The 808-nt window shown below is 63.6% G+C and carries 2 protein-coding genes; both read left to right on the top strand.

Translation table 11 applies throughout. From position 1 onward, the window contains the following. Nucleotides 1-433, top strand: a 433-nt coding sequence (locus AC1D00_RS43495; RefSeq protein WP_477014980.1) for a response regulator, incomplete at its 5' end; no start/stop codon positions are given. Next, the coding region (locus tag AC1D00_RS43500; RefSeq protein WP_477014981.1) for a response regulator at nucleotides 430-808 on the top strand (379 nt) is incomplete at its 3' end. The genes AC1D00_RS43495 and AC1D00_RS43500, both read left to right, overlap by 4 nt.

Here is an 808-nt window from a genome sequence, read left to right on the forward strand (position 1 = left end):
GCCTGTTACCATCATCATGATCGAGGACGACGAGGGGCACGCCCGGCTGATCGAGCGCAACATCCGCCGCTCCGGCGTCAACAACGAGATCGTTGCGTTCGGCAACGGCACCGATGCGATGAGACACCTGTTCGGCGCCGACGGCAGCGGGCTTTCCCAGAAGGGAAATGCCCTCCTGATCCTGCTCGACCTCAACCTGCCTGACATGAGCGGAATCGACATCCTGAAGCAGATCAAGGAAAACAGGTATCTCAAGGCATCGCCCGTGGTCGTGCTGACGACCACCGACGACTCCCAGGAGATCAAGCGCTGCTACGAACTCGGCTGCAACGTCTACATCACCAAACCCGTCAACTACGAGAATTTCGCCAACGCCATCCGGCAGCTCGGGCTGTTCTTCTCGGTCATCCAGGTTCCGCCCGCCGCCACATGAACCAGCGAACACCGACACTGCTGTATATCGACGACGACGACGCGCTCGCGCGCCTGGTCGACCGCGGCCTGACGCGGCGCGGCTACAGGGTCGTTCATGCCGCCAGCGGCGAGGAAGGCCTCGAGCACATCCGCCGCGCGGCTGCCCAAGACAGCATCGACGACAGCAACGACGGCGGCATCGACGTCGTTGCGCTCGACCAGTACATGCCGGGTCTCGACGGCCTCGATACGCTCGAGCAGATCATGGCGATCCCGGGCGCCCCTCCCGTGGTGTTCGTCACCGCGTCGCAGGATTCCAGCATCGCGGTCACCGCGCTGAAGGCGGGCGCGGCCGATTATCTCGTCAAGGACGTCAAGGGCGACTTCATCCCCC

It is taken from the genome of Bradyrhizobium sp. P2_E8, assembly GCF_056403875.1.